The sequence below is a fragment of the Clostridium sp. 1001283B150225_161107_B6 genome (genome assembly GCF_015556325.1).
GTDB lineage: Bacteria > Bacillota > Clostridia > Lachnospirales > Lachnospiraceae > Enterocloster.
In genome coordinates this window covers 292,835-311,850 of record NZ_JADNMD010000005.1, presented here as the reverse complement: position 1 = coordinate 311,850, position 19,016 = coordinate 292,835, and the positions used below count along the sequence as shown (strand labels likewise).

Annotated in this window: 17 protein-coding genes and 1 pseudogene; 16 read left to right on the top strand and 2 right to left on the bottom strand. The window is 49.8% G+C overall.

Annotated features, from left to right (window positions below; translation table 11 throughout):
- Positions 1–16 precede the first annotated feature (16 nt).
- Positions 17–1,195 (bottom strand): annotated as a pseudogene (locus I2H39_RS14790) (MFS transporter).
- A gap of 130 nt (positions 1,196–1,325) precedes the next feature.
- Here I2H39_RS14790 and I2H39_RS14785 point away from each other — a divergent pair.
- The 3 genes from I2H39_RS14785 to I2H39_RS14775 all read left to right on the top strand — a co-directional run bounded on the left by I2H39_RS14785 (position 1,326) and on the right by I2H39_RS14775 (position 2,915).
- Positions 1,326–2,219, top strand: coding sequence for an AraC family transcriptional regulator (locus tag I2H39_RS14785; RefSeq protein WP_138310547.1), 894 nt, complete (start codon positions 1,326–1,328; stop codon positions 2,217–2,219).
- A 90-nt stretch (positions 2,220–2,309) separates the two neighbouring features.
- Positions 2,310–2,651, top strand: a complete 342-nt coding sequence (locus I2H39_RS14780; RefSeq protein ID WP_195626813.1) for an ArsC/Spx/MgsR family protein — start codon at positions 2,310–2,312, stop codon at positions 2,649–2,651.
- Positions 2,652–2,717: 66 nt separating this feature from the next.
- Positions 2,718–2,915, top strand: coding sequence for a hypothetical protein (locus I2H39_RS14775; protein ID WP_195626812.1), 198 nt, complete (start codon positions 2,718–2,720; stop codon positions 2,913–2,915).
- A gap of 4 nt (positions 2,916–2,919) precedes the next feature.
- Here the strand turns inward: I2H39_RS14775 and I2H39_RS14770 are convergent, their stop codons facing one another.
- Positions 2,920–3,177 (bottom strand): GHKL domain-containing protein, encoded by a 258-nt coding sequence (locus I2H39_RS14770; protein ID WP_240305814.1) that lies wholly within the window; start codon positions 3,175–3,177, stop codon positions 2,920–2,922.
- 770 nt (positions 3,178–3,947) lie between these two features.
- Between I2H39_RS14770 and I2H39_RS14765 the strand changes: the two genes are divergently transcribed.
- The 13 genes from I2H39_RS14765 (at position 3,948) to I2H39_RS14705 (ending at position 18,969) form a co-directional block, all read left to right on the top strand.
- The gene (locus I2H39_RS14765; RefSeq protein ID WP_195626811.1) at positions 3,948–4,886 is read left to right on the top strand and encodes a GntR family transcriptional regulator; all 939 of its coding nucleotides are present in this window, start codon (positions 3,948–3,950) and stop codon (positions 4,884–4,886) included.
- A gap of 53 nt (positions 4,887–4,939) precedes the next feature.
- Positions 4,940–5,920 (top strand): ABC transporter ATP-binding protein, encoded by a 981-nt coding sequence (locus tag I2H39_RS14760; protein ID WP_138310543.1) that lies wholly within the window; start codon positions 4,940–4,942, stop codon positions 5,918–5,920.
- Positions 5,921–5,998: 78 nt separating this feature from the next.
- Positions 5,999–6,958: an oligopeptide/dipeptide ABC transporter ATP-binding protein gene (locus I2H39_RS14755; RefSeq protein WP_138310542.1), complete on the top strand. Its 960-nt coding sequence runs from the start codon at positions 5,999–6,001 to the stop codon at positions 6,956–6,958.
- An 18-nt stretch (positions 6,959–6,976) separates the two neighbouring features.
- Complete coding sequence (locus I2H39_RS14750) at positions 6,977–8,536, top strand: ABC transporter substrate-binding protein (protein WP_138310541.1); 1,560 nt, start codon at positions 6,977–6,979, stop codon at positions 8,534–8,536.
- A gap of 58 nt (positions 8,537–8,594) precedes the next feature.
- The gene (locus tag I2H39_RS14745; protein ID WP_195626810.1) at positions 8,595–9,563 is read left to right on the top strand and encodes an ABC transporter permease; all 969 of its coding nucleotides are present in this window, start codon (positions 8,595–8,597) and stop codon (positions 9,561–9,563) included.
- Entirely contained in the window at positions 9,538–10,434 is an 897-nt protein-coding gene (locus I2H39_RS14740) for an ABC transporter permease (RefSeq protein ID WP_195626809.1), read from the top strand. Before I2H39_RS14745 ends, I2H39_RS14740 begins: the two co-directional genes overlap by 26 nt.
- Before the next feature lie 181 nt (positions 10,435–10,615).
- Positions 10,616–11,797 carry a MalY/PatB family protein gene (locus tag I2H39_RS14735; protein ID WP_138310538.1) on the top strand — a complete coding sequence of 394 codons (1,182 nt, stop codon included), beginning with the start codon at positions 10,616–10,618 and terminating at the stop codon, positions 11,795–11,797.
- Positions 11,798–11,835: 38 nt separating this feature from the next.
- The gene (locus I2H39_RS14730; RefSeq protein WP_195626808.1) at positions 11,836–13,068 is read left to right on the top strand and encodes a Xaa-Pro peptidase family protein; all 1,233 of its coding nucleotides are present in this window, start codon (positions 11,836–11,838) and stop codon (positions 13,066–13,068) included.
- 407 nt (positions 13,069–13,475) lie between these two features.
- Entirely contained in the window at positions 13,476–14,426 is a 951-nt protein-coding gene (locus I2H39_RS14725; protein WP_138310536.1) for an alpha/beta hydrolase, read from the top strand.
- A 138-nt stretch (positions 14,427–14,564) separates the two neighbouring features.
- Positions 14,565–17,507, top strand: coding sequence for a sigma 54-interacting transcriptional regulator (locus tag I2H39_RS14720; RefSeq protein WP_195626807.1), 2,943 nt, complete (start codon positions 14,565–14,567; stop codon positions 17,505–17,507).
- Between the two features lie 43 nt (positions 17,508–17,550).
- The gene (locus I2H39_RS14715; protein WP_330641015.1) at positions 17,551–18,192 is read left to right on the top strand and encodes a bifunctional 4-hydroxy-2-oxoglutarate aldolase/2-dehydro-3-deoxy-phosphogluconate aldolase; all 642 of its coding nucleotides are present in this window, start codon (positions 17,551–17,553) and stop codon (positions 18,190–18,192) included.
- A complete protein-coding gene (locus tag I2H39_RS14710) occupies positions 18,189–18,662 on the top strand; it encodes a PTS sugar transporter subunit IIA (RefSeq protein ID WP_195626806.1) in 474 nt (157 codons plus the stop codon). The genes I2H39_RS14715 and I2H39_RS14710 overlap by 4 nt, the downstream gene beginning before the upstream one ends.
- Before the next feature lie 28 nt (positions 18,663–18,690).
- Entirely contained in the window at positions 18,691–18,969 is a 279-nt protein-coding gene (locus I2H39_RS14705) for a PTS sugar transporter subunit IIB (protein WP_138310533.1), read from the top strand.
- Positions 18,970–19,016 lie beyond the last annotated feature (47 nt).

Below are 19,016 nucleotides of genomic sequence, written 5' to 3'. Positions count from 1 at the left end.
TTCCCAAATAGCCCAGTTATTTACGCTCACGCTTCATTAGGTAGAATACGCATATGAGCAGTACAATAGGAAAACAGACTCCGGCTAAAATGCCGGTTTTCAAATTATTACCAGCATTTTGTGAAATCATCCCGATAAAGCCTGGTCCTAATGAACCGCCTAAATCACCGGATAATGCAAGAAGGGCAAACAGGGCTGTGCCTCCAAGAGGCATTGTCTTTGATGAAATGCTGATGGAACCTGGCCACATGATTCCCACGGAAAAACCACAGATAGCACAGCCGGCCAGGCCAAGAGCAGGGGAATTTGATAATCCGGCTAATAAATAGCAGAATAGACACAGTGCTCCTGATATAACCATAAATTTCTTTAATTCTATTTTCTCTCCGTATTTTCCATAGAAAACCCTGCTGGTACCCATTAAAACTGCGAAGCACCCCGGGCCGGCTATGTCGCCCATGCTTTTTGAAACACCCAGTGCGCTTTCTGCGAAGGCTGATGCCCACTGGGCCATGGCAATCTCTGAAGCGCCGGCACAGACCATAAGAAGTGAGAGTATCCAGAAAAGCTTGTTTTGAAACAGTTCTTTCATTGTCATGCTTTTACCCTCTTCTACCAGTGTTTCGATTGGGCAGGTTGCAAAATTGTATATATTGTAAAGCGGTACTAAAGCCCAAATGCAGGCAAGAATTTTCCAGTTGTCCAGTCCAAATACGGCAAAGAAAATGGTTGATACTAAAATCACACATACGGCTCCTCAACAATAGAAGGAGTGCAGTAAACTCATAGTTCCTTCTTTGTTTTCAAAAGGACAAGCTTCAACAATGGGACTGACTAAAACTTCAATGAGACCGCTTCCTATCGCATAAACAATCGTACACAGAATGATGCCAATGAATGGATTTGACAGGACAGAAGGCAGGACCGCAAGGCCTGCGAGGCCCGCTGCAGAAGCTATCTCCGATAAAACGACGCTGGTCCTATATCCTATTTTGTCTACGAACTTGGCGCATGCCAAATCCACCACCAACTGTGTAAAATAAAAGAAAGTAGAGATAAGTGCAATTTTTCCCAGAGGGATATGATAGGTCTTATGAAAGGTAATAAAAAGAAGCGGAGCAAAATTAGCGGCAATGGCCTGAGTAATAAAACCCAGATAACATGCAATAAGTGTTTTTTGATAGCGTTTTTTCACGACAGTTCTCCTTGACAGTATAATATTAATTGCTGTACTATGATTATATAAGCATTTTTACAATCCTGTTAGTTTGTTATAGTCAAATAATATGACAAAATGGCCAATATAGTTAAAAGGTGGAGATTCTATGGCATTATCTGCCTGTAATACAGAGGCGGTATTAGACAAAAATGGAAAAGAAATTATGCAAACAGGCTCTTCTTTATTTCCAATAGCCTGCTTTTTGGATAATGTGAGCAGAATGCCGGTACCATTGCATTGGCATGATGAAATTGAGGCATTTGCTGTTGTTTCTGGCGATATAAAGGTCATGGTTGGTGTTGAGTCAGTAACGTTGTCAGAACATGAAAGTATTATAATCAATTCCGGAATCCTCCATGGCATATCGGCAAACTCAAATAAAGAATGCAGATTAAAATGTATTTGCTGGGAACCCTCTGTCACGGGAGGCAGGGAGAACAGTGTTTTTTGGCAGAACTACACAAGGCCATTTATATCCGATAAACAGAATTTGTGTTATGTAAAAATCGGTATGGAATCGGAAACAGATAGGGAAATGAATGCATTGATATTAAAAGCATGGCAGCAGTGCGCAGATGAACCAAAAGGATATGAGATAGATGTCCGATATGAACTGTCAAAGCTTATTAGTATCATCATCGCGAACAAACCAAAGCATGTAAATGCGCGTGAAAAGAACTCTATAAGGCAGGAAGAACGTTTGAAAATGATGCTGGCATATATACATCTTCATTATGCAGATAAAATCACAATCAGGCAGATAGCTGATTATGCCATGGTCAGCACAAGTGAAGTGCTGCGATGCTTTAGAATGACGCTTGGTATAAGTCCCATAAAGTACACAAAAAACTACAGACTGGAGAAAGCGGCATTAGCATTAGAACATAATTCTTCCGTATCCGAGGTGGCCTACAGCTGTGGATTCAACGATATGAGTTACTTTGCAAAGGAATTTAAAAAGAAATACGGCAAAGCTCCGAATCAGTTTAAGGTACAGTGATTTCCGGAAGTATTTTATTAAATCAGGCCGTCGAGATGCTGCTACATAATGGAACTATGAAACTTTTAATCATAAACGGAGGACGACCCAATGAACATACAAATCTTCGGAACCAGAAAATGTTTTGACACAAAGAAAGCCGAACGCTACTTCAAGGAGCGGAACATAAAATACCAACTAATAGATTTAAAGGAAAAAGGCATGAGCAAAGGAGAGTACACCAGTGTGAAACAGGCCGTGGGCGGCCTGGACGCCATGCTGAATGCTGACTGCAAAGATAAGGATGCGCTGGCACTCATCAGGTACATTGCTGCTGAGGACCGGGATGAAAAGGTTCTGGAAAACCAGAAGGTGCTCAAGACACCTATTGTCAGAAACGGCAAAAAGGCCACAATCGGATATCAGCCGGAGATATGGAGAACATGGGATTAAGACTGGCTGCATCAGCCGCAACCATTGTCCTGCCCCATGGACACAACAATAAGGGGGATTCATCCCATGGATAGACTGCAGGTGGCTGTCTGTGATGATGACCAGATGTATCTGGAGCAGATTGGAGAGGAAATAAAGACGTATACTCCCCAGATGGAAAAACAGGATGCTGTCCTTAAAAACAGGGCGGTAATCCATTACAGCTGCAGGGAAGAACCAGGACGGTTCATTCAGGAAATCGAATTGCGGAACATGGCTGGATAGCCTTCTATAACGGAAAGGCCATCGTTACAATGAATTCATCTGAATCATAGTCAATATTGAGATACCCATTGTAGCGCTTAATGACCCGTTCCATATTTTTAAGGCCCAGACCATGTGCGGAGGTATCTTCTTTGGTTGTCTGTATGGAGTTGTTTTTCACAATGATGTCATTGGATTTTGGATTTTTTATTTCCACCCAGATAAGGACTTTTTCCTTGAAAATCCTGAGGCGGATGCATCTGGAAGACGGTCCGCCCTCTATTCCGCTGCATGCAGTAATGGCATTGTCCAGGGGATTTTCAAAGAGGGTGTACAGGTCGGGAAAAGCGATAAAGGTAAAGTCGTTCGCCTGATTGCCAAGACCGGCGGCTTAAGTGAACAGGAGATACGGGAGTTCGATAAACAGGTTATGGAGCCGGACAGCCTGATTGTGAATCACCTGGGACAGCTGAAATCCTTTGCCGCCGGGATAAGAATAAGGGGAAGCGGGATGGAAAATGATAATATAAACCGGAGAACCGGATTATCATGGAACCAGAGCATGATACCAGAGCGTGAAACCAGAGCATGATACCAGGGCATAAAAGCCCTGTATGAGAGCAAATCATATGAACAGACACCGGGAGGCCCGGATGACGGGGCCGCTATTTCCCGGTGTTTGTTTATTATCTCCCGGTGTTTGCCTTTTGTCCGCCCTGTCAAAACCGCTGGCGCTGGCGCATCATCGGTCCGTATACCTTTTCCGCCCCACTTCAGGCTGAAATGATAAGTGGAGAGAACGTACGTCATTTTTTAATTATACCAAACAAACAGCCAAAATAACATTGATACCAATCAAATAAAGTTATCAAACGCCGAAAAATGTAAATAATGCATAAAAATATATCAATATATTCTAAAATATGTACATATTTACAAAGCCTAAAAAGTATGCTATATTGACATTATGATAGAAACAATAGTAACAATAGAAACAAACAGTCAAACATTATATATGTTGCCCAACAGGAAGAAAGGACAATTGGAATATCTATGATTCAATATGCCGAAGTGTGGAAAATCAACAAGGACTCTAAAATCCCATACACGGACCAGTTGGTGAGGAATATCAGATGGAGCATTTTTACCGGCGAGGTGCGGTGGACGGAAAAGCTTCCTCCCATCCGCGTACTGGCTGATGAGCTGGGAATCAGCATTAATACGGTGCGCAATGCTTATAAGCGTCTGGAGCAGCAGGAGCTGGTGGTTACCAGACCGCATATAGGAACCATTGTGCAGACCGAGTCCATGGATAAGAAAAAGCTGGAGGAGGAGCTGGTCACATCCATTAAGAATGCCATCTACTACCAGCTGTCTGTGGAAGAGGTCCGCAGCATTGTGGACAAGGTCCTGAAGGAGATTGAGGAGAGCAAGAAAAAAAGTGTGATTTTTGTTTATGAGGATAAGAATATCGGCCACCGTTTCGCCATGCAGATTGCCAGGGAGGCGGATGTGCAGGTTGAGGAGGTCCGCCTGGACCAGCTGCGGGATTACCTGGAGGAGCACCGGGACCAGATAGAGCACCTGGATGCAATCATTACCACCTACTTTCAGTATGCCCAGGTGAGAAGCATAGCCAGGAGCTACCAGCCTATTATTTACGGTATGACGGTGGAGGTTGCCCCGGATGTGATGGATGCGCTGCAATCCCTGGAAGCAGGTTCTGTGGCAGCGGTTATCTGTAAAAAGGAGGAGTCCGCGGACGGCTTTGTGAACCTGATTCACAGAATGTGCCCTGACCTGGATGTGGAAGTCTATTACGAGGATAAAAGGAGCGAGTGGAAGAAAATCGCCCAAAAGGCATCGGTTATCTGTGCAAGCCCCCATCTGACGGAGAAGGTCCGGCAGTGTGACTGGAAGATTCCGGTGTATGAGATGTGGGACAGAATCAATGAGCAGTCCATGAACATGTTAAAGGATTATCTTCACTAGTACAGCGTTGTGCTAGGGCTTTAATTAAGATAAAAACAGAATGGAGCTGGATTATGGAAGAAAAGCTGTTGGAAATTAAGGACCTGAGCGTGGAGTACACGACGGACGAGGACATTGTCAAAGCAGTCAATCACGTATCCCTTACCCTGAATAAGGGGGAGACGATTGGCCTGGTGGGGGAGACCGGTGCAGGTAAGACCACCCTGGCGCTGTCCCTTATGCGCCTTCTGCCAAAGGTGTCGGGGAGAATTACCGGCGGGGAAATCATGTTTAACGGGGAGGATTTGGTCAAAGCAGCCGAGGAGGACATGCGGAAGGTCCGGGGGGAAAAGATATCCATGATTTTCCAGGACCCCATGACCAGCCTGAATCCGGTGCTTACAGTGGGAAACCAGATTGGGGAGGCCCTGGAACTCCACATGGATTTGACGCCTGAGGAAAAGCAGGAACGGATTGAGGAAATGCTTAAGCTGGTGGGAATTGTGGAGAGCCGTAAAAAGGATTATCCCCATCAGTTTTCCGGGGGCATGAAGCAGCGCGTGGTCATAGCCATGGCCCTTGCCTGTAAGCCTGAGCTTTTGCTGGCCGATGAGCCTACCACGGCGCTGGATGTGACGATTCAGGCGCAGATACTGGACATGATGCAGGAATTGAAGGAGAAAATCAATACTTCCATCATCCTGATTACCCATGACCTGGGAATCGTGGCTGAGATATGCGACAAGGTGGCAATCATGTATGCCGGGGAAATCATTGAGTACGGCACAGCGGCAGATATATACGAAGGAAAGAACAGACATCCTTATACGGAGGGACTTTTTGGTTCCATACCGGATTTGGAGGTGGAGAGCAGGAGACTCAACCCCATTGAAGGGCTGATGCCTGACCCCACGGATTTGCCCCGGGGCTGCAAGTTTCATCCACGGTGCCCCAAATGCATGGATATATGTAAGAGTGCCCAGCCGCCTGAATGCGTGGAGGGAACCCATATGATTCGGTGCCACCTGTACCAGGATGGCCAGGAACGCGTTTGATAATTCATTCCCGCCGTCTGTCCGCCGTATTCCGGCATCAAATCAGGATGGCAGGACAAGGTATAAGGAGAAATTGGCATGTCTGATAATAAAATTTTACTTGAGACGAAATCTTTGAAAAAGTATTTCCATACGCCTGCCGGTGAACTCCACGCAGTGGATGATGTGAACATGCAGATTCTGCAGGGACAAACCCTGGGAGTGGTGGGGGAGTCAGGGTGCGGCAAGTCTACCCTGGGCAGGACCATTCTGAGGCTGTCGGAGCCGAATTCAGGGCAGATACTCTTTGACGGAAAGGATATATTAAAGTGCGGCAGAAAGGATATGCAGAACCTGCGCACGGATATGCAGATTATTTTCCAGGACCCGTATGCGTCCCTGAATCCGCGTATGACGGTCAGCGAGACCATAGGGCAGCCCATGATGGTAAATAAAATCTGCCGGAAGAAATCCGAAGTGGAAAAGCGGGTGGCGGAGCTGATGGACACGGTGGGACTGGCTTCCCGCCTGTACAATGCATATCCCCATGAGCTGGACGGGGGGAGGCGCCAGCGTATCGGGATTGCCAGGGCTTTGTCCCTGAATCCCAAGTTCATTGTCTGTGACGAGCCGGTATCGGCCCTGGACGTTTCCATCCAGGCGCAGATACTGAATCTGCTGATGGATTTACAGGAGCAGAGGGGGCTTACATATATGTTCATTACCCATAACCTGTCTGTGGTAAAGCATATTTCCAATGAAATCATGGTCATGTACCTGGGCCAGTGCATTGAGAAGGCTTCCAGCAGGGAATTGTTCAAGAACCCGCTTCACCCCTATACCCAGGCGCTTTTGGATTCCATACCGGTACCCAGGCTTCAGGGCAGGAACAGGAAAAGACAGAGCATAAAAGGAGAAATCGTGAGTCCCATTGACCCGGCTCCGGGCTGCCGTTTTGCGCCGAGATGTCCAAGGGCAACGGAAAAATGCATGGGTCATGATATTCCTTTGAAAAATGTTTCAGAGAACCACCAGGTTGCATGTGTATTATTTAATTAAAATAAGGGAGGTAAACAGATGAAGAAGAAACTAATCAGCATGCTTTTAGTGTGCGCAATGGCAGCCGGTACCATAGCCGGATGCGGAGGAGGTTCAGGGAGCAGTTCAGGGGGAGGTGCAGGCGCAGGAACCGAGAAAGCGGCGGATGCAGGTACCCAGGAAAGCGGAAAGGACACCATCAAGATTGCCGTCTATTCCGACTTTGCGGGATTTGACCCCTATAACAGCGGCATGGACCTGGACAAGGTGGTGTACAGCAACATCTTTGACTGCCTGCTGCGCTATTATGACGGCAATTATGAAAATGTATTGTGTAAGGATTACAGCATCAGCGAGGACGGCACAGAGTATACCTTCAATCTGAAGGAAGGCGTAAAATTCCACAATGGGGAAACCCTGACAGCAGGCGACGTGGTTTTCTCCATGATGCGGGCAAAGGATTCCAGCGAGATGTCCAATTTCACAAAGAACATCGTCAAGGCTGAAGCAGTGGATGACCTGACAGTGAAAATCGTTCTGGACCAGCCATATGTGCCGTTCCTGACAGCAGTGGCCTCCACGGTCTGTATCATGAATGAGAAGGCGGTAAATGAGGCCGGCGACAACATCAGGCAGATGCCGGTAGGCACAGGGCCTTATAAATTCAAACAGTGGGATTCAGGCTCCCAGGTTGTCCTGGAGCGTTTTGACGAGTACCACGATGCCCTGCCCCAGATTAAGGAAGCCAACTTTGTAGTGCTGACCAATCCGGAGACAGCCCTTACAGCACTTCAGACAGGCGAGATTGATATGACATACACCATTCCTCCAATCGCTGTGCAGGAACTGCAGAGCAGCCAGGACCTGGTCCTTGACTTGAATCCAACCATGGGAAGCGGGTATATTGTCATGAATCTGGAAGCTCCTTTCTTAAATGACCCCAACTTCCGTATGGCCCTGGCCTATGCCACCAACAGGGAACACATCGTGGAAGTGGGGATGGACGGCGTTGCCAAGGTGTCCAGCCTGTTATGGGATGAGAGGACAGCGGGTTACTCCGGCAAGTACACAACGCCTGAGTTCAATCTGGACAAGGCAAAAGAGTATCTGGCAAAGACAGATTACAATGGAGAGGAAATCCCCTTTGTGGTTGGCTATGAAAACTATAAGAAGATTGGCGTTGTCTACCAGGAAGAGTTGAAACAGATAGGCGTGAATATTTCCGTGGAGCAGCTGGAGGCCAATACATGGGTTTCCGACATGAAGTCCGGTAATTTCGCCATGTCCACCATCGTACAGACCATGGACCCGGATGTGGACTTCTGGAGCACTGTATTTATGTCCAGCGCCATTGGCGGATATAATTTTTCCAGGCTCAATGAGGCGGAGGTTGACAAGGCATTTGAGGACGGTTCCGTATGTCAGGACCCGGAGCAGAGAAAGGATATATACTCTGTTATAGAGAAGAAGCTGTACGAAGATACAATTATTATCCCGATTTATGACCGTGTGGTTACATGTGCATACAATAAGGGAGTCACGGTAGACAGGTCCTATGATTCCGGTTTCTCAACCCTTCGCGATATGCATTGGAATTAAGGCCGGTGGGTTTTAAGCCGGGTGACTGAACTACCGATATCTGAAAGGAAGCATATCTATGATTAAATATGTTTTGAAAAGGTTGCTGCTGATGATTCCGGTATTGCTGGGCGTGTCGTTCATCGTATATGGTATCATGTCCTTTACGCCAGGTGACCCTGCGTCTGCTATCCTGGGAACATCGGCAACAAAAGAACAGATTGATAAGTTAAATGAAGAATTGGGGATGAACGACCCGTTTGTGGTGAGGTATGTACACTATCTGGAGGATGCCCTTCACGGGGACTTTGGTACCTCCTACAGAACCCGTCAGCCTGTATTTGATGAAATCTTTTCCCGTTTTGGCGTGACATTCCGCATAGGTGTGCTTTCTATCTGCCTGGCAGTGATGATAGGTGTTCCCATCGGCGTCATATCGGCGGTGCGGCAATATTCGGGCCTGGATTTTATCAGTACCATATCCGCCATGTTTTTTGCCGCGGTGCCCCAGTTCTGGCTGGCAATGATGTTTGTCATGCTGTTTTCACTGAAGCTGGGCCTTCTGCCCTCTACCTTTACAGGCGTGGTCACCATGAAGCATTTCATCATGCCCGTGGTGACCCTGGCCATGGCCACGGCAGCCAGCATACTGAGGCTGACCCGTTCCAACATGCTGGAGACCATACGCCAGGACTATGTAAGGACTGGGCGGGCAAAGGGTGCATCGGAACACACTGTTATCTACAAGCACGCGCTCAGAAATGCGCTGCTGCCGGTTATCACGGTCATTGGTAATGAATTCGGCTACCTGCTGGGAGGCACCGTGCTGGTGGAATCCATATTCGGAATACCGGGACTGGGCTCCCTTACCATCACGTCCATCCGGTCCAAGGACATACCCCAGACAACGGCCTGCATCCTGTTCCTGGCAGCCCTCAATGTGGTAATCATCCTGATTGTGGATATTTTATATGCATACATTGACCCCAGAATCAAAGCCAAATATGTAGGAGGTGTTAGACGTGCCAAACGACAACCTGCAACCTGATACAGTTAAGAAAGACAGGAAGAAACAGAGCCGTGTGGCTGAAATATGGAAACGCTTCCGCAGAAGCAAGCTGGCCATGGTTGGCTTTGTCATCATCGTAACCGTGGTCCTGCTGGCAGCCTTTGCGTCGGTTATCTGCGACTATGAGGCGGATGCCATTACACAGAATTACGATGCCAGGTTCCTGGGACCTTCCCTGCACCATTTGTTTGGAACAGATGATTACGGCCGCGATATCTTTGCCCGCGTGCTCTTCGGAGCCAGGGTGTCCCTGACCGTGGGCATTGTATCCACAGCAGTGGCCTGCCTGATTGCCTGCCTTCTGGGCTCCATTGTGGCTTATTACGGCGGCAAGGTGGACACGGTGCTGATGCGTATACTGGACGTGTTCATGGGCATTCCCACACTGCTTCTGGCCATTGCCATAGCAGCGTCCCTGGGAGCCGGTATCCGCAACCTGATTCTGGCGCTGATTATTTCCCAGGTGCCGGGGTTTACAAGGGTGGTCCGTTCCGCGGTATTTAATATCGTGGACATGGAGTACATAGAGGCTGCCAAGGCATACGGCTGTTCCCCGGTATTCATTATAGTAAGGCACATATTACCCAACGCAGTGGGAACAATTATAGTACAGGCTACCATGGCTGTGGCGGCGCAGATTCTGAATACGGCGGCCCTCAGCTATCTGGGGCTGGGCCAGCAGCCTCCGGCTCCGGAACTGGGCTCCATGCTTTCGGATGCAAAGGAGTACATGCGCTATTCCGTGTGGGGCGTCCTGTTCCCGGGACTGACCATTGCAACCATTGCCCTGTCCCTGAATCTGGTGGGCGACGGCCTGAGGGACGCTCTGGACCCAAGACTGAAGAACTAGGTCGTGCATTGGCTGGAATGAATGTTCAGACAGGCTCCAGGCCATAATGAATATTCAGGCAGGCTCCAGAACAAAAGGGGGAGTATTCCTTCCCTGCGGCCGGCCGGCACGGGCGGTCCGGGAGGGGGCTCCCCCTGGCCATTTCAGCAGGTGTGAATTGTAAAAAAGGAGGATGAACCAATTGAAATATAATTTTGATGAACCCGTGGACCGCAGCCGTAATTTCTCTGCAAAATACGATGAGTGCGCCAGGAAATTCGGCAGGGACGGCCTGATTCCCATGTGGATTGCGGATATGGACCTGAAGACAGCGCAGCCCATCATGGACGCCATGGAGGAGAGGAACAGGCAGGGCATATTCGGTTATACCACCCGTCCTGCTTCCTATTATGAAGCGGTGTGCCAGTGGCAGGAGGAACGCAACGGCCATGTATTTGACAAGAGCCTGGCAGCCTTTGCGCTGGGCGTTATCCCGGCCATCTGTACCATTGTCCGTGAATTCACGGAGCCGGGCCAGGAGGTGCTGTATTTTACCCCGGTTTACTCTGAGTTCCATGATTCCGTTGTGAACAGCGGCAGAACGCCGCTGACGGTTTCCTTAAAGGAGCAGGACGGGTATTATGAAATTGATTACGAAGCCTTTGAGGAAGCTGCAAAGCGCAGGCCCGGCCTTTTAATCATGTGCAATCCCCACAACCCGGTGGGACGCTCCTGGACAAAGGAGGAGCTGGAGAAGGTGGGGGACATATGCCTCAGATACAAGATTCCGATTATCTCGGATGAGATTCATTCGGACCTGATGCTGTACGGCCACTGCCACACGGTTATGGCGGGGATTTCCAGGGAGATTGCCGGCATCACCATCACCTGCACCTCGGCCACCAAGACCTTTAACCTGGCGGGGCTTCAGGCAGCCACCCTGTTTTTCCCGAACCATGAGATGAAGGACAGGTATGAGAAATTCTGGTTTGGCATGGACGTGCACCGCAACAACTGCTTCAGCCTGGTGGCAGTGGAAACCGCATTCAGGAAAGGCGGGGAATGGCTGGAGCAGCTTCTGGATTACCTGGAGGGAAATATTGATTATACATGGAGCTACCTGAAGGAGAACATACCGGAGATTCATTTCCGGAAACCGGAGAGCACGTATCTGCTGTGGCTGGACTGCCGGGGACTGGGCCTTACAGGGGATGAGCTTCAGGCATTTATGGTGGAGGAAGCAGGACTTGCCTTAAACGACGGACGGGGATTCGGACCGGAGGGAGACGGCTATATGCGCATGAATATCGCGTGTCCGAGGGCGACCATCGAAAGGGCATTGGGACAGTTAAAGGCAGCTGTGGACAGGAAAATGGGCCGGTAGCTTAACCAGCATCCACCTGCAGTTAGGAGCGCAGAAGAATGAAATTTGAGAAGGTAGTCATAAAACCAAAGGAGCGCCGGATTAAGGCAATGCTCCGGGAAAGGGGCCTGGACGGCGCGATTGTGTCATCTCCGGAAAATTTCCACTATGTGACAGGGTTTGCAGGACACCAGCACACGGTTTCCCGGCAGTCCGGCTTTGCACTGGCAGTCATGTCTGCGGATGACGGGGCGGCAACCCAGCTCACTACCATGGATTATGAAGAACTTACATTTGAAAAGCGTGTAAGGGAACAGAAGGAAAGCCTGGGGAAGGACGCCCCGGAGTTTGTGGTGCGCCCCTATGATACCTGGGTGGGAGTAAAGACATGGGATGAAATCACAGGTGCCGGAAAGACTGTTGATAAACCGGTGATGGAATCCTCTTTTGATATGCTGAAGAAGATGGTAAAGGACATGGACCTGGCTGACAAAACGCTGGGCGTGGAGCTTGAGTATCTGAATGTGCCCTATTTCAGGCAGCTTAAAGAGGCATTTCCGGAAGTACGGTTTGTGGATATATCGTCTATGTTCGTGCTGGCCAGAAGCGTGAAGGCGGAGGATGAGATACAGATGTTCCGTACCCTGTGCGGGATTGCGGACCAGGGCTTTTACCAGGTGAGCCGCATGGTGCAGCCGGGGGTAAGGGAGAAGGAAATGTCGGACTGCTTCAGGCAGTCGGTCATCTCCTCCGGTATCTGCGTACCCAGCCCATGGTCCATGTTCTCCACCGGGCCCTCGGGAGCCAGGCTTACGCTTCCGGAGGATGGGGTCATAGAGAGCACCCATGTGGTCAAGTATGACGCCGGGGTCAATGCGGAGTTTGATTTTTATACCACAGATACATCCAGGGCCTGGGTCATGAAGGATGCTGCCCCGGAGCTGTTCCGGCTGAAGGACCGTCTGTATGAGGGGCAGAGAAGGATGATTGCGGCTGCAAAGCCCGGACTTCCCATCTGTGAATTGTTCCGGACTGCCTATGAGTATGTAAAAGAACAGTATCCCTGTTACAGAAGGGGCCACTGCGGCCACAGCATCAGCCTGGGGCCTGCCACGGCAGAGGAACCATATATCAATGCCTCCACAAAGCGGCTTCTGGAGCCGGGCATGGTCCTGGCCATGGAGGTTCCCTGTTATATACGGGGAGTCAACGGATTTAATATTGAGGACATGGTGCTGATAACAGAGGACGGCTGTGAGGTGCTGACGCCAAAGACGCCTCATTATCTGTAGGGAAACAAAAAAGTGGTTTTAGGTCCGGAAAATGGCGGACATCAGCATGGGAATCAAACATAGAATTAAAATTTTGTTAAGATTCAGAGTATAACATTGACAATCCATTGCCTATTTCGTATAATGCTGCATAATGCAGAGGCATCTGCATTCAGACTATTTTTTATACGGCTGTTTTATAAAGCTGTATCAGGGATTGGCAAAAGGAGCTTGGAATAGGGATGGACGACGCTGACAGCGACGGAAACCAGGATTGCAACCATAATAAAATAGGATTATGCACCGGCAGATTTAGGGCATAACCTGCATCTTATACAAGATTGCAGGCTATGTCTTTTTGCGTTGCAGCAATACCCCATCCGGCCCATGGTTTAAAAACAGCAATGACGCAAAGCGGAGGGACACACATGTATTACGGAAAAGATGGATACTGGAAGAAAGTGCAGGAATACCTGCCGGAGGAAAACCGCCTGACAGAGGCCTGTCTGCCGGATGAATATTTTGTGGGTATTGGCAGGTTTGGCATACATATAGACCATTACAGGGTAAAGGAACCAAAGGCGCGAATCATACTGTTTCACGGCGTGGGAGGGAACGGAAGGCTTCTGTCGTTCATAGCGGTGCCTCTCATGAAGCAGGGATACGAGGTAATATGCCCGGACCTTCCCCTCTATGGGATGACGGAGTACTATGGAACGGTGGTGTACCAGGACTGGGTGGACTGCGCGGCCGAGATAGTCATGTATTATCAGACCAGGGAGATAAGCCCCACCTTTTTGTTTGGTCTGAGCGCAGGGGGAATCCTGGCATATCAGACTGCATCCGGTCTGCCCGGGATTCAGGGCGTCATAGCCACCTGTCTTCTGGACCAGAGAAATCCGACGGTCCGTAAAAGCACGGCCGGTTCCAGATGGATGGCAGACCACGGCCTGAGAGCCATAACAAAAGCATCCGCAAGATTGGGCTTTGTAAAAGTGCCTATGAAGTGGGTGGGGAATATGAAGGCAATTGTAAATCATGAGGAACTGGCGGAGGTGCTGATGAAAGACAGGCGGGCTTCCGGAGCAAGAGTGCCGGTAGCATTTCTGCACACGCTTTTGAATCCCGACATCCACCCGGAGCCGGAGCGTTTCCGCAGGTGTCCGGTGCTTCTGGTGCACCCGGAAAATGACAGATGGACGGATGCCGGTCTCAGCAGGCTGTTTTTTGACCGGCTGAATTGCAGTAAGGAGATGAAGCTGTTAAAGGGAGCCGGCCATTTTCCCATAGAAAAGGAAGGGCTGAAGCATCTGGAGCAGTATTGTGTGGAATTTTTGGAGGAATGTCTGGCCCGGCACTGTGTAAGCGGCTTTCGGTAGCGGGCGCTGCAATGCAGGAACGGATAGGGGATGCAGGGGTGTTGTACCAATTGGATTGCCATGTGGTAAATCATATCAAAAGATGGTATGATAATAACCATTGGCATAGGCCACACGATTGTATAGGGGAGTGCGCACATGGAAGAACAGATATTGCAAATCATAAAAGATGAGGACAGTAAGAATCCCCTGACAGACGAGGAAATAGCGTCCCGCCTGCAGGTATTCAGGGAGGATGTGACCACAGTACGCCGGGAACACCATATCCCTGATTCCAGGAAGCGGAGGAAACCGGTCATATTTGAAGATATGAAGCGGATTCTCACGGAACATCCGGACCTGTCGGACCGGGGGCTTACCAGGATGCTGGAGGATGCTGGCTATAAGATAGGAAAATACGCCGCGGGTAAGCTGCGGGAAGAACTTTTGGGGATATGGACTCCTTCCGGTGTCTGCCGGGACAAGGAAAACACAGACCCGTCGCCGGAATATGGGGAACATGCGGAATCCGCATGGGAGGATGACCGGGCAACTGCATTCAGCGCCTTTGTGGGATTTGACGGAAGCATGAAGACACAGATTACCCGCGCCCAGGCAGCAGTGCTGTACCCTCCCAGAGGGCTCCACTGCCTGATATACGGTCCTTCCGGCGTGGGAAAGAGCTTTCTGGCCGAACTCATGCATGAGTATGCCTGCGGCACTGAGAATTTCGGAAAGGATGCCCCGTATTTTGAATTTAACTGTGCGGATTATGCGGATAATCCCCAGCTTCTTCTGGCCCAGCTCTTCGGATACAGCAAGGGAGCCTTCACAGGGGCTGCCGACAATAAAAAGGGAGTGGTGGAGCTGTGCAACGGGGGAATCCTGTTTCTGGACGAGGTGCACAGGCTTCCGCCGGAGGGCCAGGAAATCCTGTTTTACCTGATGGATAAAGGGAGGTTCAGACGTTTGGGGGAAGTGGATACCCAGCGGGAGAGCCATGTGATGGTCATTGCCGCGACCACGGAAAATCCCCAGAGCTCCCTGCTCCTGACCTTCAGGCGCAGGATTCCCATGGTCATAGAGATTCCGCCCCTGAAGGACCGTCCTGCGGGAGAGAAGCTGCAGTTTATCCTGCGTTTTTTCCAGTGGGAATCCAGACGTCTGGGGAAGCAGATAAAAATCAGGCAGCAGGCCCTTTGGTGTCTGCTGTCCGGTGACTGTCCCGGCAATGTGGGACAGCTGAAATCAGATATCCAGGTGTGCTGCGCCAAGGCGTTTCTGGAAGGCCGGGCCAGGAAGGACGGCCGGATTACGGTTTCGTTCGGAAGCCTGACCGAGAACCTGAGAAAAGGGTATGTGCCTGACCGGATTACCAAGGAGATAAGGGAGCTGTGTCCGGACGACTGCTATGTATTTCCCGATGATTCCGGGGAACATGCGGGGGAACCCAGGGCCGAAGCATTTCTGGAGGGCTTTAACATATATGAATCCCTGGAGGAAAAATATGACCAGCTGTTAAGGTCCGGTCTGAGGGACCAGGACATTGAAGTCCAGCTGACCGATGAGATAGAGTCCAGGTTCCAGCGCAATATCCATGAATTCCAGAAGTCAGGTATCCGGGAGGACGAGATAGCCTCCATTGTGGGGGATGACATCCTGCGTATGACAAGGGATATCTGCCAGCTGGCCAGGAAACGGCTTCCGGGGCTGGAGGAACAGGTGGTGTTTCCACTGGCCATTCATCTGAACATGGCCATGGAGCGGATGCGGGGCCATGGACGCATGGTGTATCCCGGCATGGAGAACATACGCCAGCAGTACCATGAGGATTATGAGGCAGCCTGCTATGCTGTGGATGAAATACAGAAAAAGTATTATCTGTCCCTGCCTGAGGAGGAGAAGGGCTTTCTGGCCATGTACTTCAGAAAATTCAGGAAAAAGGACACGGCCCAGGAGGGAAGAATTGCTGTGCTGGTGGTGTCCCATGGGCCGGTTGCCAGCGGAATGGCCCAGGTCGCCAACGCCATCATGGGTACGGAACATGCAGTTGGCGTGGACATGAACCTGTGGGATACGCCGGCCCAGATGGCGGAAAAGACAGTGGATATGGCCAGGCGCATTAACCAGGGAAAAGGCTGCATTGTCCTGGCGGATATGGGGTCCCTCCTGAATGTGGGACAAAAGATTCGGGAGGAGACAGGTATGCAGGTCCGTGTGCTGTCACGCACAGACACCATGATGGTGGTGGAGGCGGTGCGCAAGACCATGTGGACGGATGAATCCCTGAACGAGATAGCGGACGAGCTGGACAGGATTAAGCTCACCGGAAACAGGGAGCAGACAGAGGCCAGGAAAAAGGCGATTCTGTGCCTGTGCATAACGGGCCAGGGAGCTGCGGTGAAACTGAAGGAGCATCTGACGGAACGGCTGAAAAGCAATCTGGCCGGGACTGTTGTAGTGACCAGGGGCTATATTGAGGACTCCAGCATTGAGCGCATCATTGCAAATACGGAAAAGGAATATGAGATATTGGCCATAGTGGGCACCATCAATCCGGATTCAGAGGCATATCCCTTTATATCCGTAAGCCGGATTTACAGCCCCGAGGGCATCCGGCAGCTCCGCAGCATATTGAAGCGGAGCGCCATGTTTGAGGAAAACCAGCTGTCGGAGGTCATTTCCCTGGACCATATCTATATAAGGACAGAGGCGGAGTTTAAGGACCAGATTATAGACCAGGCAGTGGGACACATGGCGGAGGAAGGCTTTGTCAGGCAGGAATTCCTGCTCAGCGTCTACAAGCGGGAGGGAATGATGACCACCCGTCTCAGCCAGGGAATTGCCATCCCCCACGGCGACCCGGGTTTGGTTACAAAACCAGTCATTTCCGTTACAAAATTAGACAAACCCGTTTTGTGGGATGGGGTCAACACGGTGGATGTTATTTTTGTGCTGGCGATTCAGGAGGATTCCAAAAAATATTTTGAACAGCTGTATCAGATTATTTCTGATGAATCCATGGTTTCTGCCATACGCGCCAGCCGGACACGGGAAGAAATCCGGAATCTTTTATGTAAAAATACAAAATCAGTCAATTAGTTGGCATCATTCTTGCTTTATATAATGTCAGAAAGGAGCGAGAATGATGAATATAGAGAAATTTCCGAAAGTGACAGTAATCTTAAGAGGCTATACCTATTCACAGACCCGCACGGTTGTCAAGAACCTGGCCGGGACCTGCTTAGGCTCCGTTGAAATTACCATGAACACTCCGGGAGCCCTGGAATCCATACGGAAAATCAGCCAGGAATTCGGAGGACAAATCATGGTGGGAGCCGGCACGGTCCTTACCTATGAAGAAGCCGTGGAGGCTATTGATGCAGGTGCAGCCTTTTTATTGTCGCCTACGGTATTTGAAAAACGTATATTGGACCTGTGCCGGGAACGGGGCGTGGTGTCTGTGCCGGGTGCTTTTTCACCTTCGGAAATCAGGCAGAGTTTTCTGGATGGGGCTGATATCGTGAAAATATTTCCTGCCGGCAGGCTGGGAAGCAAATACGTGACAGATATCCAGGCGCCCCTGGGTAAAATGCCGCTGATGGTCGTAGGGGGCATCGGAACCGCAAATGTGGCTGAGTACTTTGCAGCAGGGGCGTCATTTGCGGGAATCGGTTCAGGCATCTTCCGGAAGGAGGACATTCTGAATGAGAATGAAGAGGGAATCCGCAGTTCCATAGCAGCCATGGAAGAGAAAATGAAGAGTATGGAGGAAAAAGAATCATGAGCTCTATTGCATTTAATGAATCATTGATTCTGGAATTTGATAAACCTATGACGGACCGGGAAGTTCTGTCCGCCATGACAGATTATCTTTGTGAAAAAGGCATTGTAAAGGATACATACAAACAGGCCATTCTGGAACGGGAGCAGTCCTTCCCCACGGGCCTTAAGACAGGGGGAATCAATGTGGCCATTCCCCATGCGGATATCTGCCATGTGAACGAGGCAGCCATCTGCGTGGCTGTGCTTAAGACACCGGCCCCTTTCCGGGCCATGGATGAACCGGACAATGACGTGCCGGTAAGCCTGGTTATTATGCTGGCCCTGACAGAGGCCCATGGACATATTGAGATGCTTCAGAGAATCGTGAAGCTGATACAGAACCAGGAGGATGTGAAGTTCATCGTGGAGGCAGGACAGCCTGACACCATCCATCAAATAATCAAGCAGTATCTGTTGGAAAATGAAAACTAAAAATCAGATTATCAAAGGAGAATTCAAAATGAAACGTATATTAGTGGCATGTGGAAATGGAATCGCAACATCAACCGTAGTGGCAACCAAAATCAGGGAAAAATGTGAAGATAACGGAATTCCGGTATCCGTAACCCAGTGCAAGCTTCTGGAAGTGGAATCCAAGGCAGAGGATTTTGATTTGCTGGTTACCACCGGAAAGTTTACAGGCGGCAATGTGGATATCCCGGTGGTAGGCGCCATTTCCCTGCTCACAGGAATCAACGAGGACGCAACGCTGGATGAGATTCTGTCCCATCTGAAATAAAAAAGGGTTCAGGAAGACCGTCACTGGCTATGAAAGACAAATGAAAT

Coding starts and splice junctions, on each gene's coding strand:
- I2H39_RS14780 (WP_195626813.1), top strand. CDS start 2,310: ATGAACATACAAATCTTCGGAACCAGAAAATGTTTTGACACAAAGAAA.
- I2H39_RS14745 (WP_195626810.1), top strand. CDS start 8,595: ATGATTAAATATGTTTTGAAAAGGTTGCTGCTGATGATTCCGGTATTG.
- I2H39_RS14755 (WP_138310542.1), top strand. CDS start 5,999: ATGTCTGATAATAAAATTTTACTTGAGACGAAATCTTTGAAAAAGTAT.
- I2H39_RS14750 (WP_138310541.1), top strand. CDS start 6,977: ATGAAGAAGAAACTAATCAGCATGCTTTTAGTGTGCGCAATGGCAGCC.
- I2H39_RS14730 (WP_195626808.1), top strand. CDS start 11,836: ATGAAATTTGAGAAGGTAGTCATAAAACCAAAGGAGCGCCGGATTAAG.
- I2H39_RS14785 (WP_138310547.1), top strand. CDS start 1,326: ATGGCATTATCTGCCTGTAATACAGAGGCGGTATTAGACAAAAATGGA.
- I2H39_RS14725 (WP_138310536.1), top strand. CDS start 13,476: ATGTATTACGGAAAAGATGGATACTGGAAGAAAGTGCAGGAATACCTG.
- I2H39_RS14760 (WP_138310543.1), top strand. CDS start 4,940: ATGGAAGAAAAGCTGTTGGAAATTAAGGACCTGAGCGTGGAGTACACG.
- I2H39_RS14710 (WP_195626806.1), top strand. CDS start 18,189: ATGAGCTCTATTGCATTTAATGAATCATTGATTCTGGAATTTGATAAA.
- I2H39_RS14775 (WP_195626812.1), top strand. CDS start 2,718: ATGGATAGACTGCAGGTGGCTGTCTGTGATGATGACCAGATGTATCTG.
- I2H39_RS14765 (WP_195626811.1), top strand. CDS start 3,948: ATGATTCAATATGCCGAAGTGTGGAAAATCAACAAGGACTCTAAAATC.
- I2H39_RS14715 (WP_330641015.1), top strand. CDS start 17,551: ATGATGAATATAGAGAAATTTCCGAAAGTGACAGTAATCTTAAGAGGC.
- I2H39_RS14705 (WP_138310533.1), top strand. CDS start 18,691: ATGAAACGTATATTAGTGGCATGTGGAAATGGAATCGCAACATCAACC.
- I2H39_RS14720 (WP_195626807.1), top strand. CDS start 14,565: ATGGAAGAACAGATATTGCAAATCATAAAAGATGAGGACAGTAAGAAT.